Source organism: Herbaspirillum frisingense GSF30 (genome assembly GCF_000300975.2).
Classification (GTDB): Bacteria; Pseudomonadota; Gammaproteobacteria; order Burkholderiales; family Burkholderiaceae_D; genus Herbaspirillum; species Herbaspirillum frisingense.
Genome location: NZ_AEEC02000007.1, coordinates 1 through 13185, shown reverse-complemented (window position 1 = coordinate 13185; position 13185 = coordinate 1). Strand labels below are relative to the sequence as shown.

Annotated in this window: 13 protein-coding genes and 1 pseudogene; 11 read left to right on the top strand and 3 right to left on the bottom strand. The window is 59.5% G+C overall.

Annotation, left to right across the window (positions count from 1 at the left end; genetic code table 11):
* Nucleotides 1-30: 30 nt before the first annotated feature.
* The 8 genes from HFRIS_RS06745 (at nucleotide 31) to HFRIS_RS06710 (ending at nucleotide 6328) form a co-directional block, all read left to right on the top strand.
* Nucleotides 31-540, top strand: a complete 510-nt coding sequence (locus HFRIS_RS06745; protein ID WP_233207591.1) for an OmpH/Skp family outer membrane protein — start codon at nucleotides 31-33, stop codon at nucleotides 538-540.
* A 128-nt stretch (nucleotides 541-668) separates the two neighbouring features.
* Nucleotides 669-1757 carry a UDP-3-O-(3-hydroxymyristoyl)glucosamine N-acyltransferase gene (lpxD, locus tag HFRIS_RS06740; protein ID WP_006462532.1) on the top strand — a complete coding sequence of 363 codons (1089 nt, stop codon included), beginning with the start codon at nucleotides 669-671 and terminating at the stop codon, nucleotides 1755-1757.
* A complete protein-coding gene (gene fabZ, locus HFRIS_RS06735) occupies nucleotides 1750-2214 on the top strand; it encodes a 3-hydroxyacyl-ACP dehydratase FabZ (protein ID WP_006462531.1) in 465 nt (154 codons plus the stop codon). Before lpxD ends, fabZ begins: the two co-directional genes overlap by 8 nt.
* Nucleotides 2215-2345: 131 nt before the next feature.
* Nucleotides 2346-3134 (top strand): acyl-ACP--UDP-N-acetylglucosamine O-acyltransferase, encoded by a 789-nt coding sequence (lpxA, locus tag HFRIS_RS06730; RefSeq protein ID WP_006462530.1) that lies wholly within the window; start codon nucleotides 2346-2348, stop codon nucleotides 3132-3134.
* Nucleotides 3118-4293 carry a lipid-A-disaccharide synthase gene (gene lpxB, locus HFRIS_RS06725; RefSeq protein WP_006462529.1) on the top strand — a complete coding sequence of 392 codons (1176 nt, stop codon included), beginning with the start codon at nucleotides 3118-3120 and terminating at the stop codon, nucleotides 4291-4293. The genes lpxA and lpxB overlap by 17 nt, the downstream gene beginning before the upstream one ends.
* 46 nt (nucleotides 4294-4339) lie before the next feature.
* A complete protein-coding gene (gene rnhB, locus HFRIS_RS06720) occupies nucleotides 4340-4987 on the top strand; it encodes a ribonuclease HII (RefSeq protein ID WP_006462528.1) in 648 nt (215 codons plus the stop codon).
* Between the two features lie 9 nt (nucleotides 4988-4996).
* The gene (locus HFRIS_RS06715) at nucleotides 4997-5788 is read left to right on the top strand and encodes a TrmH family RNA methyltransferase (protein ID WP_006462527.1); all 792 of its coding nucleotides are present in this window, start codon (nucleotides 4997-4999) and stop codon (nucleotides 5786-5788) included.
* Nucleotides 5789-5797: 9 nt separating this feature from the next.
* The gene (locus tag HFRIS_RS06710) at nucleotides 5798-6328 is read left to right on the top strand and encodes a DUF6314 family protein (RefSeq protein ID WP_051110887.1); all 531 of its coding nucleotides are present in this window, start codon (nucleotides 5798-5800) and stop codon (nucleotides 6326-6328) included.
* Here HFRIS_RS06710 and ppsR read toward each other — a convergent pair.
* The gene (gene ppsR / locus HFRIS_RS06705; protein WP_006462525.1) at nucleotides 6309-7163 is read right to left on the bottom strand and encodes a posphoenolpyruvate synthetase regulatory kinase/phosphorylase PpsR; all 855 of its coding nucleotides are present in this window, start codon (nucleotides 7161-7163) and stop codon (nucleotides 6309-6311) included. The genes HFRIS_RS06710 and ppsR overlap by 20 nt on opposite strands.
* A 372-nt stretch (nucleotides 7164-7535) precedes the next feature.
* On the opposite strand from ppsR, the gene ppsA reads away from it, so the two are divergent.
* The 3 genes and pseudogenes from ppsA to HFRIS_RS06690 form a co-directional block, all read left to right on the top strand.
* Nucleotides 7536-9890, top strand: coding sequence for a phosphoenolpyruvate synthase (gene ppsA / locus HFRIS_RS06700; RefSeq protein WP_006462523.1), 2355 nt, complete (start codon nucleotides 7536-7538; stop codon nucleotides 9888-9890).
* A gap of 146 nt (nucleotides 9891-10036) precedes the next feature.
* A complete protein-coding gene (locus tag HFRIS_RS06695) occupies nucleotides 10037-10471 on the top strand; it encodes an NfeD family protein (RefSeq protein WP_006462522.1) in 435 nt (144 codons plus the stop codon).
* A gap of 31 nt (nucleotides 10472-10502) precedes the next feature.
* Nucleotides 10503-11090 (top strand): annotated as a pseudogene (locus tag HFRIS_RS06690) (SPFH domain-containing protein); the annotation flags it as partial.
* A 195-nt stretch (nucleotides 11091-11285) separates the two neighbouring features.
* Here HFRIS_RS06690 and HFRIS_RS06685 read toward each other — a convergent pair.
* Together HFRIS_RS06685 and HFRIS_RS06680 are read right to left on the bottom strand one after the other, a co-directional pair.
* On the bottom strand, nucleotides 11286-11945 hold the full coding sequence (locus HFRIS_RS06685) for a type A-1 chloramphenicol O-acetyltransferase (RefSeq protein ID WP_000412211.1): 660 nt from the start codon (nucleotides 11943-11945) through the stop codon (nucleotides 11286-11288).
* 157 nt (nucleotides 11946-12102) lie between these two features.
* Nucleotides 12103-12819 (bottom strand): green fluorescent protein, encoded by a 717-nt coding sequence (locus tag HFRIS_RS06680; RefSeq protein WP_006462513.1) that lies wholly within the window; start codon nucleotides 12817-12819, stop codon nucleotides 12103-12105.
* Nucleotides 12820-13185 lie beyond the last annotated feature (366 nt).

The window sequence follows — 13185 nt, the reverse complement described above, 5'->3', positions numbered from 1 at the left end:
TTCGTAATACGGAGAGTAATCTTGAAGTTCATGACCAAATCGTTCCTGTCCCTGCAGACCATCGTGATGGCTGCCTGCCTGTTGAGCTTTGCCCCTGCCCATGCGCAGGAGAGCTCGAAAATCGCCTTCGTCAGCACCGAGCGCATCTTCCGCGAAGCCGCTCCGGCCAAGGCTGCCCAAGCCAAGCTGGAAGCCGAATTCGCCAAGCGCGACCGTGAGCTGCAAGACATGGCCGCCCGTCTGAAGGCCCAGTCCGACAAGCTGGACAAGGACGCCGCCGTGCTGTCCGATTCCGACCGCGCCAAGCGTCAGCGTGACCTGTCCGATCTGGACAAGGAATTCCAGCGCAAGCAACGCGAGTTCCGCGAAGACCTGAACCAGCGCCGCAACGAAGAACTGGCGGTTGTGCTGGAGCGTACCAACAAGGTGATCCGCCAGATCGCCGATGCCGAGAAGTATGACATCGTGTTCCAGGAAGCCGTCTACGCCAGCAAGCGTATCGACATCACCGACAAGGTGCTCAAGGAACTGGCCAAGTAATTGAATCACCGCCGTGCGGGCGCGGGGCAGCATCGCCCCGGCGCCCGCATGTCGCTTCAGGGGCCGCCATGCAGGCGGCTTTCGTTTTATCGTCATTCCAGGCAACGCCTGTCATTCGGAAAGCCAAGATGAGTATTCGACTGGAGCAATTGGTCGAGCGCTTGGGCGGGCAGTTGAAGGGTGATGCGAACATCGCAGTCCAGGGCATCGCGCCCTTGGATGCCGCAGGTTCCAGCCACATCACCTTCCTCTCCAATCCCAAATTCCGCGCACAAGCCGACCAGACCCAGGCCGCGGCGCTGATCCTGTCCGAGGCCGACGACGCCCAGGTACAGGCTTATGCCGGTGCCCGCATCGTCACCCGTAATCCCTACGCCTATTTCGCCCGTGCTGCGCAGATGTTCCAGGCCCTGGCCGAGGTGCTGCCTCCGGCCGGCATCCACCCCAGCGCCGTGGTCGATCCTGCTGCCAGCGTGGCGCCGGATGCCGTGATTGGTCCGCTGGTGGTGATCGAAGCCGGCGCCGTCATCGGCCCGCGTGCCCGCATCGATGCCGGCAGTTTCATCGGGCAGCACGCCAGCGTTGGCGAGGATACCCATTTCCACGCCCGTGCCACCTTGCACTACGGCTGCGAAATCGGCGCCCGTGGCATCGTCCATTCCGGCGCCGTGATTGGCGCGGATGGCTTTGGTTTCGCCAATGAGGCGGGCCAGTGGATCAAGATTCCCCAGGTGGGCCGCGTGATGATCGGCGACGACGTCGAAATCGGCGCCAATACCACCATCGACCGTGGTGCGCTGGCCGACACCGTGATCGAGGAGGGCGTCAAGCTCGACAACCAGATCCAGATCGCCCACAACTGCCACATCGGCGCGCATACCGCCATTGCTGCCTGTGCAGGCATCGCCGGCAGCGCCCGCATCGGCAAGTATTGCTCCATCGGTGGCGCAGCCATGATCCATGGCCACATCACCATCGTGGACAAGGTCCACGTCTCGGCCGGCACCCTGGCCCTGCGTTCCATCCTGGAGCCAGGCCAGTACACCGGCTTCTATCCCATCACCGAACACCGCGACTGGGAAAAATCGGCGGCATTAGTGCGCAATCTGGGCACGATGCGTGAGAAAATCCGGGCGTTGGAAAAATCGCTCAAAACGTTGACACAAGAACAAGCGGGCCAAGCCCCGCTTTCAGAGAATCAAGAAGAGAATGAATAGCCTCGACATCAATCAAATCAAACAGTACCTGCCGCACCGTTACCCGCTGCTGCTGGTCGATCGCGTGCTGAACTGGGAGAGCGGCAAGACCATCACCGCGATCAAGAACGTGACCGTGAATGAAGAATTCTTCAATGGTCACTTCCCGCACAAGCCGGTGATGCCGGGCGTGCTGATGATCGAGGCGCTGGCCCAGACGGCTGCACTGCTGTCCTTCCTGACCGAAGGCCGCAAGCCGGACGAAAACACCGTGGTCTATTTCGTGGGCATCGACAATGCACGCTTCAAGCGTCCGGTGGAGCCGGGCGACCAGTTGAAGATGGAAGTCGAGATCACCCGTCGCGCGCGCGGCATCTGGAAGTACCGCGCAGTGGCTACCGTCGATGGTCAGGTGGCAGTCGAAGGCGACCTCATGTGCACCATGCGCAGCGCCGCCGACGCCAGCCAGAGCGCCTGACCCGGCCGGCCTGACGACAGGCTGCAAGGCAGGCCCGGCGGCGATCGGCAAGGTCGCGCCGGGCCTGATTCATTGTGCATGTTGCGCATCTGCAATGTGTACATCCAGCGAACCCAAGCGAAGCACAGGATATGTCCAAGATCCATCCAAGCGCAGTGATTGCCCCCGGAGCACAGATCGACGAGTCGGTCGAGATCGGCGCCTATGCCGTCATCGGCCCTGATGTGCGCATCGGTGCCGGTACCCGCATCGGTCCGCACGTGGTCATCGAAGGCCACACCAGCATCGGTCGGGACAACGAGATTTTCCAGTTCGCCTCCATCGGTGCGGCGCCGCAGGACAAGAAGTATGCCGGCGAGCCTACCACCGTCGAGATCGGTGACCGCAACACCATCCGCGAATTCGTCACCTTCAACCGTGGCACCGTCCAGGATGCCGGTGCCACCCGCATCGGCAACGACAACTGGATCATGGCCTACGTCCACCTGGCCCATGATTGCCAGCTGGGCAACAACATCATCCTGGCCAACAATGCCACGCTGGCCGGGCACGTGCACCTGGGCGATTACGTCTTCCTGGGCGGTTTCACCACCGTGCACCAGTTCTGCCACATCGGCGCGCATGCCATGACGGCCTTCACCGCCGCAGTCAGCCAGGACGTCCCGCCCTTCGTGACGGCTGCCGGCAACCGCGCCGTCCCCGCCGGCATCAATAGCGAAGGCCTCAAGCGTCGTGGCTTCAGCAGCGAGCAGATCATGGAGATCAAGCGCGCCTACAAGCTGATCTATCGTGCCAACCTGCCGCTGGAGCAGGCCAAGCAGGAACTGGCGCAGATGGAAGCCAAGTCCGCCGATGCTGCCCAGTACATCCGCATGTTGCGCGAGTTCATCGAGGCTTCGGCCCGTGGCATCATCCGCTGACATCACGCGGCGCCAGTCGATTGCGCTGGTCGCCGGGGAGAGTTCAGGCGACCTGCTCGGCAGCCGCCTGCTGGCCGGCGTGCGTGAACGCCTGCCGCAGGCGCGTCTGCATGGTATCGGCGGCGAGCACATGGCCGCGCAAGGCTTTACCAGCCACTGGCCGATGGACAAGCTGACCGTGCGCGGCCTGTTCGAGGTGATTCCGCGCTATCGCGAGATCAAGGGCATCCAGGAAGCGCTGCGTGACAAGCTGCTGGCCGACCGGCCGGACGCCTTCGTCGGCGTCGATTACCCGGGATTCAACCTGGGCCTGGAAGAACAGCTCAAGAAGGCCGGTATCCCGACCATCCATTTCATCGGGCCGCAGATCTGGGCCTGGCGAGGCTGGCGCATCAAGAAGATCCAGCGTGCGGTATCGCACATGCTGGTCATCTTCCCCTTCGAGGAAAGCATCTACCGCAAGGCTGGCGTGCCGGTGACCTATGTCGGTCATCCGCTGGCCGAGGTGATTCCGCTGCAACCGGATACGGCCGGCGCCCGCCAGCGCCTGAGTCTGACCGGTCCCGGGCGGGTGGTAGCCATCCTGCCGGGCAGCCGCATGAGCGAGCTCAAGCAGAATGGTGAAGGCTTCCTGGCGGCGGCGCGCCTGCTCAGGCAGCGTGACCCACAATTGCAGTTCGTCACCCCGATGGCCGGCGATCACCAGATGGCATTCTTCCAGGAACAGATTCGCCAGGGTGGCTATGAAGACCTGGACATCCAGGTCATCCGTGGCCAGTCGCACAGCGCCATGGAAGCCTCGGATGCGGTGCTGGTGGCCTCCGGTACGGCCTCGCTGGAAGTGGCGCTGTACAAGAAGCCGATGGTGATCTCCTACAAGGTCAACTGGGCCTCTTACCAGATCATGCGTCACATGGCCTACCAGCCCTGGGTCGGTCTGCCCAATATCCTGGCCCGGGACTTCCTGGTGCCGGAACTGCTGCAGCATCAGGCGACCCCGACCGCGCTGGCCGATGCCATGTGGCATCAGCTGGAAGACCACGCGCTCCAGCAGCGCCTGCTGCGGCGCTTTGCCGACATGCACCATGCGCTGCTGCGCGATACCAGCCGCGAGAGTGCCAATGCCGTGTGCGAGGTCATCGGCGCCCGTCGCCGCTGACCTCGGCAGCGACGGTTCGTTATCAAGTTTGAAGAAGGAAATTCCCATGCCCAAGCTGGCGCCGCAGACAATGGCATTGTTCGACGACCACACCGGAGAGATCATCTGCGGCGTTGACGAGGCGGGCCGCGGGCCGCTGGCCGGTCCGGTGTTCGCCGCTGCCGTGATCCTGGATCCGGCGCGCCCGGTCAAGGGCCTGCGCGACTCCAAGAAACTCAGCGAAGCCGCCCGCGATGGCCTGGCGCTGGAGATCAAGGAATGCGCGCTGGCCTGGTCCATCGCCTCCTGCACCGAGCAGGAAATCGACGAACTCAACATCCTGCAGGCCAGCATGCTGGCCATGCGACGCGCGGTGGAAGCACTCTCCACCTTGCCCACGCTGGCGCTGATCGACGGCAATCGCTGCCCGGTGATGAGCATCCGCTCCGAAGCCATCGTCAAGGGCGACGACAAGGTGCCCTCGATTTCGGCCGCCTCCATCCTGGCCAAGACCGCGCGCGATGCCGCACTGATGGTCTTGCACGACGCCTATCCGCATTACGGCTTTGACCGTCACAAGGGTTATCCGACCCCCTTGCATCTGGAGATGCTGCGCCTGCATGGCGTGTCGCCGGTGCACCGCCGCTCCTACGCTCCGGTCAAGGCCCTGCTGGCGGGGCAGGCCGTGTCAGGCCCGGCCGTCATGGTGGCGTAGGGAGGGCACATGAAACTGATTACTTCGAAAGACAATCCGCTCTTCAAGGATCTGAAGCAGCTGGCCTCCAGCAGCCAGGCGCGCCGCCGCGCCGGCCAGAGCCTGCTGGACGGCGTGCACCTGGCCCAGGCCTGGCTGCAGTATCGCGGCGCGCCACAGCTTTGCGTAGTCGCAGAGGGCGCCCAGTACCATCCCGAGGTCGCACCCATCCTGGCCCGGAGTGAAGCGCTGGGTGCCCAGTGCCTGGTGCTGGCCGACAAGCTGTATGACGCCATCAGCACCGTCGAAAACGGCGTCGGGCTGTTCCTGCTGGTGATGACCCCACAGGCGGTCGCGCCCCAATCGCTGCGGGATTCGGCAGTATTGCTGGATGGTCTGCAAGACCCCGGCAACCTGGGTTCCATCTTGCGCAGCGCCGCCGCGGCCGGGGTGAAGCAGGTGTTCTGTTCCCCCGGCACGGCGGCAGCCTGGTCGCCCAAGGTCTTGCGCGCCGGCATGGGCGCGCATTTCGTGCTGGATATCTTCGAGAATGTGGACCTGGTCGCCTTGTGCGCAGCCAGCCGCATTCCGTTGCTGGCCACCAGCTCGCACGCCGCGCAGACCATCTACGACTGCGACCTCTCCGGCCCTGTGGCCTGGTTGCTGGGGCATGAAGGGCAGGGCGTCTCGCCGGCCTTGCAGGAGGCCGCAACGCAAGAAGTGGTGATCCCGCATCTGGGGCAGATGGAGTCGCTCAACGTGGCCGCTGCGGCGGCCGTTTGCCTGTTCGAACAACTGCGCCAGCGCACGCTGGGGCGCTGAGAGGGCATCATGGCGACGACGGCGGTCACGACGGCGTTTCCTCCCCCGGACTTGGCCGCCCTGGCGGCCTACTTCCTTGGGCAATGGCAGTTCGATCGCACCATCTGGGAAGGTAGCGAGACACCGCAGGCTACGGCCGTCGGCACCTTCGATTTCATTTCGGGCGAAGTGCCGGGCCAGTTGCTCTACCGCGAACGTGGCCAACTGCGCATGCTGGCAGGGGCACTGGGGCGCCCCATCCTGTTTTCCCGTCTCTTCGATTACCGTTTCGGCGCCGACCGGGTCGCGGTGCTGTTCGCCGACGGCGAGCGCGTCGGCCAGCCTTATCAGTCTTATTTGCTGCGTGGAAATATGTTGGTTCCGGCCGCCGACCACCTCTGCGGCCCGGATTGCTACAACGCCGCCTACACCCTCGATACTGAAGTTTCCTTCACCATGGAAACCTTCATCAGCGGCCCCAAAAAGCGCACCCGCGTGCTGACCGTGGCCCGTCGCTGCAGGCCCGAGGTCGGGCCTGAGTTCAGCGCGTCTCCAGCTTGATTTCCTGCAGGATGGTGGCAGCGATTTCCTCGATGGACTTGGTGGTGGAGGACATCCAGCGGATGCCTTCGCGCCGCATCATCTTCTCGGCTTCATTGATTTCATAGCGGCAATTTTCCAGCGCGGCGTACTTGCTACCCGGGCGGCGCTCATTGCGCACTTCCGAGAGGCGTTCAGGAGCGATGGTCAGGCCAAAGATTTTTTTCTTGTGCATCACCAGGCCGCTGGGCAGCTTTTCGCGCTCGAAGTCTTCCGGGATCAGGGGGTAGTTGGCGCACTTGATGCCGAACTGCATGGCCAGGTACAGGCTGGTCGGGGTCTTGCCTGAGCGCGAGACGCCCACCAGGATCACGTCGGCTTCCGAGAGATTCTTGTTGGACTGGCCGTCATCATGCGCCAGGGAGAAATTGATGGCCTCGATTCGATTGCGGTATTCCTCGGAATCGGTGGTGTTGTGGCTGCGGCCGATGGTGTGCGTGGACTTCATCTCCAGCTCCTGCTCCAGCGGCTCCACGAACGTCTGGAACAGATCCATGTGCATGGCCTTGGCGCGGCGGATCACCGAGGACAGCTCCGACTTGACCAGGGTGGAAAAGACGATCGGCAGCTTGCCGTCGACCTGATAGGCCTCGTTGATCTTGCGGGTGGCGTCGTGGGCCTTGTCCAGGGTATCGATGAAGGGCAGACGGATCTGCTTGAAACGCAACTCGAACTGGCTCAGCACCGAATGCCCGAAGGTTTCTGCGGTGATCCCGGTGCCGTCGGAAACAAAGAAGACAGTGCGGTTGGCGGCCAGGACGGGCGAAGGATGCGGGATCGGCATGGGGTCGAGCATGGTCTGATTATCTTGTCTTTTGGAAAATTGAAAAAAAGTTTGGTGCTACGAACAAAAATGATTTCACGCGGTACAATGCCTAGCAATATTTCGAGAAGCCCATCCTCATGACCGTCATTCGCCTGCGCAATTCGACCGAGTTCCTGATGATGTTTGCATTGGCAAACGTCCTCGGTGCCTGCGCGCGTCTGCTCATGTCCCTGGGCTCTTCCTCGACACCGCACCTGCTGCCGCAACCGTCGCAGAATAACAAAAATAAACCGACCCATGCCGCGCCCGCGAAGATTTCTTATCATCAAGCTAGGGGTAGTCATGTCCAACGCAGTAAACACCCAGGGGGCAGTATACGTAGCCTCCTTTGAAACTCTTCGCATGACGGACGTCGAGTCCGTCGGTGGCAAAAACGCATCGCTGGGTGAAATGATTTCCCAGCTGGCCGGCGCCGGTGTACGTGTGCCGGGCGGTTTCGCCACGACTGCGCAAGCTTTCCGCGATTTCCTGGAACACAGCGCCGGTGGCGGTCCGACGCTGGCCGCCCGTATCGCCAAGCGCCTCGAAGGTCTGGATATCGATGACGTGCGTTCGCTGGCGCAAGCCGGCGCCGAGATCCGTCAATGGATCATCGACACGCCATTCCAGCCGCGCCTGGACCAGGAAATCCGTGCCTTCTACGACAAGCTGGTAGCCGATTCGACCGCCGAGATGTCGTTTGCCGTGCGTTCCTCCGCGACCGCCGAAGACCTGCCTGACGCCTCCTTTGCCGGTCAGCAGGAGACCTTCCTGAACGTGGTCGGCATCGACAACGTTCTGGAAGCGATGAAGCACGTCTTCGCCTCGCTCTACAACGACCGCGCCATCTCGTATCGCGTCCACAAGGGCTTCACCCACGCGGAAGTGGCGCTGTCGGCCGGCGTGCAACGCATGGTGCGCTCCGACGTCGGCGCGGCTGGTGTGATGTTCACCATCGACACCGAATCGGGCTTCAAGGATGTGGTCTTCATCACCTCCAGCTATGGCCTGGGCGAAACCGTGGTGCAGGGCGCCGTCAACCCGGACGAGTATTACGTCCACAAGCCCATGCTGGAACTGGGCAAGCAGCCCGTGATCCGCCGCAACCTGGGTTCCAAGCTGATCAAGATGGAATTCACCGGCGAAGCCAAGGCCGGCCGCTCGGTCAAGACCGTGGATGTGCCGGTGGAACTGCGCAACCGCTATTCCCTGACCGACGCCGAAGTGGTGGAACTGGCAAAGTACGCCACCATCATCGAAAAGCACTACCAGCGCCCGATGGACATCGAGTGGGGCAAGGACGGCCGTGACGGCAAGCTCTACATCCTGCAGGCTCGCCCGGAAACCGTGAAGTCGCAGCAAAAGGCCACCGACGCCCAGCAGCGCTTCAAGCTGAAGAGCTCCGGTACCGTGCTGGCCACCGGCCGTGCCATCGGCCAGAAGATCGGCGCCGGTCCGGTGCGCGTGATCACCGATCCGGCGGAAATGGAACGCGTACAGCCCGGCGACGTGCTGGTGGCCGACATGACCGATCCCAACTGGGAACCGGTGATGAAGCGTGCCTCGGCCATCGTCACCAACCGTGGCGGTCGTACCTGCCACGCCGCCATCATCGCCCGTGAATTGGGCGTGCCGGCGGTGGTCGGTTGCGGTGACGCGACCGACGTGTTGAAGGATGGCACCCTGGTGACCGTGTCCTGCGCTGAAGGCGACGAAGGCAAGATCTACGACGGCCTGCTGGAAACCGAAGTGACCGAAGTGGCCCGTGGCGAACTGCCGCCGATCCCGCTGAAGGTGATGATGAACGTGGGTAACCCGCAACTGGCCTTCGACTTCCAGTCGATCCCCAATGGCGGTGTCGGCCTGGCGCGTCTGGAATTCATCATCAACAACAACATCGGCGTACACCCCAAGGCCATCCTGGAATACCCGAACATCGACGCCGACCTGAAGAAGGCTGTGGAGTCCGTCGCCCGTGGTCATGCTTCGCCCAAGGCTTTCTATGTGGACAAGCTGGCCGAAGGCATCGCCACCATCGCCGCGGCCTTCTGGCCCAAGCCGGTAATCGTGCGCCTGTCGGACTTCAAGTCCAATGAGTACAAGAAGCTGATCGGTGGTTCGCGCTACGAGCCGGACGAAGAAAACCCGATGCTGGGCTTCCGTGGTGCGGCCCGTTATCTGGCGCATGACTTCGCCGAAGCCTTCCAGATGGAATGCCAGGCCATGAAGCGCGTACGCGAAGACATGGGCCTGACCAACGTCGAGGTGATGGTGCCCTTCGTGCGTACCCTGGGTCAGGCTGAAAAGGTCATCGGCCTGCTGGGCAAGTACGGTCTGAAGCGCGGCGAGAACGGCCTGCGCGTCATCATGATGTGCGAAGTGCCGTCCAACGCCATCCTGGCCGAGCAGTTCCTGGAACACTTCGACGGCTTCTCCATCGGTTCCAACGACCTGACCCAGCTGACCCTGGGCCTGGACCGCGATTCCGGCATGGAGCTGCTGGCAGCCGACTTCGACGAGCGCGACCCGGCGGTGCAGGCCCTGCTGACCAAGGTCATCGCCACCTGCCGCGAGAAGGGCAAGTACGTCGGCATCTGCGGCCAGGGCCCTTCGGACCATCCGGACTTCGCCGAATGGCTGATGGACCAGGGCATCGAGTCGATCTCGCTGAACCCGGATACCGTCATCGATACCTGGCAGCAGCTGGCCAAGAAGTGATGATGCGGTAAGCGTCAGTGACCAACAACTGACGTCGATCGTTGAAAGAAGTGAAAGGCGCGGACAGAAATGTCCGCGCCTTTGTTTTTGTGTTCTCAAGCTGCGGTAGACTTGGCGCGTTTGCTATTAACTGACGAGGTGGGCTGATGAGCGACTGGGCGATCTGGTGGGCGCTGGCAGGTGGGCTGCTGGCCGCAGAACTATTCACCGGGACCTTCTATCTGCTGATGATTGCGCTGGGTCTGGCCGCCGGCGGCGTCGTTGCATGGGGTGGCGTGCCACTGGAGTGGCAACTGCTGGTAGCGGCCATCGTGGGCGTGGCGGCGGTGCTCGCGCTGCGCCGCAGCCGCTATGGCCGCCTGCGCCAGGGCAATGCCAACGACGATCCCAACCTGCTGCTCGATATCGGCCAGAGCGTCGAGGTGCCAGCCTGGCAGGCACAGGGCAGCCAATACATCGCCCGCGTCCCCTACCGCGGTGCGCAGTGGGATGTCGAACTGCTGCCCGGGCACCATGCCTTGCCCGGCCCCTACGTCATCCGCGAAATACGCGGCAGCCGCCTGCTGGTGGCACCGCGCTGATCCATCCCCCTCAAGTTCCAAGGAGAGTTCCATGCTGGGTAGCGTCACTCTGGTCATTTTCTTCCTCGCCATCGTCTTCGTCGTGCAGACGGTCAAGGTGGTCCCGCAACAGCACGCCTGGGTGGTGGAGCGCCTGGGCAAGTACCACGCCACGCTGGCACCGGGCCTCAACATCGTGGTGCCTTTCATCGATCGCGTGGCCTACAAGCACATCCTCAAGGAAATCCCGCTGGACGTGCCGCCGCAGGTCTGCATTACCCGTGACAATACGCAGCTGCAGGTCGACGGCATCCTGTACTTCCAGATCACCGATCCGATGCGGGCCTCCTATGGTTCATCCAACTACATTGCCGCCATCACCCAGCTGGCGCAGACCACGCTGCGCTCGGTGATCGGCAAGATGGAACTGGACAAGACCTTCGAGGAACGCGATCACATCAACACCGCCATCGTCAGTGCCATCGACGAATCGGCCGAGAACTGGGGCGTGAAGGTGCTGCGCTATGAAATCAAGGACCTGACCCCGCCCAAGGAAATCCTGCACGCCATGCAGGCCCAGATCACTGCCGAACGCGAAAAGCGCGCACTGATCGCCGCCTCCGAAGGGCGCAAGCAGGAACCTGACTCTTATACACAAGTGCGGCCGCAAGCTCCTAGCGGCGGATTTGTCCTACTCAGGAGAGCGTTCACCGACAAACAACAGATAAAACGAAAGGCCCAGTCTTTCGACTGAGCCTTTCGTTTTATTTGATGCCTCAAGCTAGAGAGTCATTACCCCAGGCGTTTAAGGGCACCAATAACTGCCTTAAAAAAATTACGCCCCGCCCTGCCACTCATCGCAGTACTGTTGTAATTCATTAAGCATTCTGCCGACATGGAAGCCATCACAAACGGCATGATGAACCTGAATCGCCAGCGGCATCAGCACCTTGTCGCCTTGCGTATAATATTTGCCCATGGTGAAAACGGGGGCGAAGAAGTTGTCCATATTGGCCACGTTTAAATCAAAACTGGTGAAACTCACCCAGGGATTGGCTGAGACGAAAAACATATTCTCAATAAACCCTTTAGGGAAATAGGCCAGGTTTTCACCGTAACACGCCACATCTTGCGAATATATGTGTAGAAACTGCCGGAAATCGTCGTGGTATTCACTCCAGAGCGATGAAAACGTTTCAGTTTGCTCATGGAAAACGGTGTAACAAGGGTGAACACTATCCCATATCACCAGCTCACCGTCTTTCATTGCCATACGAAATTCCGGATGAGCATTCATCAGGCGGGCAAGAATGTGAATAAAGGCCGGATAAAACTTGTGCTTATTTTTCTTTACGGTCTTTAAAAAGGCCGTAATATCCAGCTGAACGGTCTGGTTATAGGTACATTGAGCAACTGACTGAAATGCCTCAAAATGTTCTTTACGATGCCATTGGGATATATCAACGGTGGTATATCCAGTGATTTTTTTCTCCATTTTAGCTTCCTTAGCTCCTGAAAATCTCGCCAAGCTAGCTTGGATTCTCACCAATAAAAAACGCCCGGCGGCAACCGAGCGTTCTGAACAAATCCAGATGGAGTTCTGAGGTCATTACTGGATCTATCAACAGGAGTCCAAGCTCAGCTAATTAAGCTTATTTGTATAGTTCATCCATGCCATGTGTAATCCCAGCAGCTGTTACAAACTCAAGAAGGACCATGTGGTCTCTCTTTTCGTTGGGATCTTTCGAAAGGGCAGATTGTGTGGACAGGTAATGGTTGTCTGGTAAAAGGACAGGGCCATCGCCAATTGGAGTATTTTGTTGATAATGGTCTGCTAGTTGAACGCTTCCATCTTCAATGTTGTGTCTAATTTTGAAGTTAACTTTGATTCCATTCTTTTGTTTGTCTGCCATGATGTATACATTGTGTGAGTTATAGTTGTATTCCAATTTGTGTCCAAGAATGTTTCCATCTTCTTTAAAATCAATACCTTTTAACTCGATTCTATTAACAAGGGTATCACCTTCAAACTTGACTTCAGCACGTGTCTTGTAGTTCCCGTCATCTTTGAAAAATATAGTTCTTTCCTGTACATAACCTTCGGGCATGGCACTCTTGAAAAAGTCATGCTGTTTCATATGATCTGGGTATCTCGCAAAGCATTGAACACCATAACCGAAAGTAGTGACAAGTGTTGGCCATGGAACAGGTAGTTTTCCAGTAGTGCAAATAAATTTAAGGGTAAGTTTTCCGTATGTTGCATCACCTTCACCCTCTCCACTGACAGAAAATTTGTGCCCATTAACATCACCATCTAATTCAACAAGAATTGGGACAACTCCAGTGAAAAGTTCTTCTCCTTTACGCATGCTTAATTTCTCCTCTTTAATTCTAGATGTGTGAAATTGTTATCCGCTCACAATTGAATCTAAGTATCATTGTTATCCGCTCACAAGTCAACACTCTTTTTGATAAATTTTCTCGAGGTGAAGACGAAAGGGCCTCGTGATACGCCTATTTTTATAGGTTAATGTCATGATAATAATGGTTTCTTAGACGTCAGGTGGCACTTTTCGGGGAAATGTGCGCGGAACCCCTATTTGTTTATTTTTCTAAATACATTCAAATATGTATCCGCTCATGAGACAATAACCCTGATAAATGGTACCGAGCTCGAATTCGCGCGGCCGCGGCCTAGGCGGCCGAAGCTTGCATGCCTGCAGGTCGACTCTAGA

Coding starts and splice junctions, on each gene's coding strand:
- HFRIS_RS06685 (WP_000412211.1), bottom strand. CDS start 11,945: ATGGAGAAAAAAATCACTGGATATACCACCGTTGATATATCCCAATGG.
- lpxD (WP_006462532.1), top strand. CDS start 669: ATGAGTATTCGACTGGAGCAATTGGTCGAGCGCTTGGGCGGGCAGTTG.
- ppsR (WP_006462525.1), bottom strand. CDS start 7,163: ATGCTCGACCCCATGCCGATCCCGCATCCTTCGCCCGTCCTGGCCGCC.
- rnhB (WP_006462528.1), top strand. CDS start 4,340: ATGCCCAAGCTGGCGCCGCAGACAATGGCATTGTTCGACGACCACACC.
- HFRIS_RS06715 (WP_006462527.1), top strand. CDS start 4,997: ATGAAACTGATTACTTCGAAAGACAATCCGCTCTTCAAGGATCTGAAG.
- HFRIS_RS06695 (WP_006462522.1), top strand. CDS start 10,037: ATGAGCGACTGGGCGATCTGGTGGGCGCTGGCAGGTGGGCTGCTGGCC.
- fabZ (WP_006462531.1), top strand. CDS start 1,750: ATGAATAGCCTCGACATCAATCAAATCAAACAGTACCTGCCGCACCGT.
- HFRIS_RS06680 (WP_006462513.1), bottom strand. CDS start 12,819: ATGCGTAAAGGAGAAGAACTTTTCACTGGAGTTGTCCCAATTCTTGTT.
- HFRIS_RS06710 (WP_051110887.1), top strand. CDS start 5,798: ATGGCGACGACGGCGGTCACGACGGCGTTTCCTCCCCCGGACTTGGCC.
- lpxA (WP_006462530.1), top strand. CDS start 2,346: ATGTCCAAGATCCATCCAAGCGCAGTGATTGCCCCCGGAGCACAGATC.
- HFRIS_RS06745 (WP_233207591.1), top strand. CDS start 31: ATGACCAAATCGTTCCTGTCCCTGCAGACCATCGTGATGGCTGCCTGC.
- ppsA (WP_006462523.1), top strand. CDS start 7,536: ATGACGGACGTCGAGTCCGTCGGTGGCAAAAACGCATCGCTGGGTGAA.